Annotated in this window: 1 protein-coding gene; it reads right to left on the reverse strand. The window is 64.4% G+C overall.

What is annotated here, in order from left to right:
• Nucleotides 1-3 precede the first annotated feature (3 nt).
• Nucleotides 4-1,314: an ISL3 family transposase gene (locus NQ038_RS15120; protein WP_257050019.1), complete on the reverse strand. Its 1,311-nt coding sequence runs from the start codon at nt 1,312-1,314 to the stop codon at nt 4-6.
• Between the last annotated feature and the right edge of the window lie 127 nt (nt 1,315-1,441).

Here is a 1,441-nt window from a genome sequence, read left to right on the forward strand (position 1 = left end):
GGCTCATCCGATTTGGGAGTGTAGTTGGGGTCTGAATCCCCCTGCTTCCAGGAGGCTGCGTGCAACGTAGTTGGTCAGGTTCCGGAAGCCGAGGGCGGAGCCTCGGAGGTGCTCGAGTCTTCCGTTGATGGCTTCCGTGGGGCCGTTGGACGTTCCTGGGTGGTCGAAGTATGCCAGGATGTCACCGGCCCGGCGTTTCAACGTGCGTCCCAGCGTGATGACCTCGCGCAGTGCTTTTGGCACTCCTCGGCTGATGTTGTCGATGAGCTGGGCCATGATGCGCTTGCCCTCCCTTGGGTCGGTGTGCCGGTACGCGGCCACGACGTCCTGGTACACGCCCCAGGTCGCTTCCACTTCGGCGTGACGCTCATCGGTGAACGCGACCATGAGCCTGGTCCGCTGCTTGTCGGTGAGCAGGTCCTCCCCAGTGTGCAGGGTCCGGCGGATCCCGTAGAGCGGATCACCAGACCTGCCGCGGTGCCCGGTGGTCTCCTGCTGGATACGCTGCCGATTCCGGTCCAAGGCATCCCCGCATAGTTGGGTGACGTGGAAAGGGTCCATGACCTCGATCGCGTCGGGCAACTCCGTCTCGGCGGCGGTCTTGAACCCGGTGAACCCGTCCATCGCCACGACCTCCACGGCGTCTCTCCAGTTATGGGGCCTGGCCTGAAGCCAGGCCGTGAACACGGCCTTGGACCGGCCCTGAACCATGTCGAGCAGGCGCGCAGGCCCAGTCTTGTCCCGAACCGGGGTGAGGTCGATGATGACGGTGACGTACTTGTCGCCCTTGCGCGTATGCCGCCACACATGCTCGTCGACGCCGATGACCTGCACGCCGTCGAAACGGTCGGGTTTGTCGATGAGCACCCGCCGTCCCTCAGTGATCACCGCGGCGTTCGCAGTATCCCAGGACACCGCCAGGCTGTCAGCGACACGAGCGACTGTCAGGTGCTGGCACACGATTCCTTCCAGCGCCCACCGCAGCCCCGTCCGCGACAATTTGGCGCGCGGCTCGGCCGCTGCACGTGTATCCTGCCGCCAGACGTGGCCGCACTCTGTGCATTTGTAGCGTCGGACGCGCACGTGCAGAGCCGTCGGCCGCCAGCCCAACGGCTGGTGAGCAAGCCTGCGCACCAGCGTGTCCCGTGGAGCCCCCGGAGACCCACAGCGGTGGCACCAGTCGTCCGGCTCAACGACAGTACACGAAATGATCGCCCGGTCCGGCGTCAGGTACTGGCCGACGGCGCGCAGGCCGAGACCGTCGAGTCCCGTGAAAGTCGTGAGATCAGGAGTCGTGAAGGTAGGCTTGAGCATCGAAGGCCTTGTGGTGAGGAATCGGTTTCTAGACAATTCCCATTCTCACCGCGGGGCCTTCTTCACACCCCCTACGACACACCTACCCCTGTCGGATAATTCTCTACACCCTCAATCCGGAAGAGCC

The organism is Brevibacterium sp. 50QC2O2 (assembly GCF_024580675.1).
Lineage (GTDB): Bacteria > Actinomycetota > Actinomycetes > Actinomycetales > Brevibacteriaceae > Brevibacterium > Brevibacterium moorei.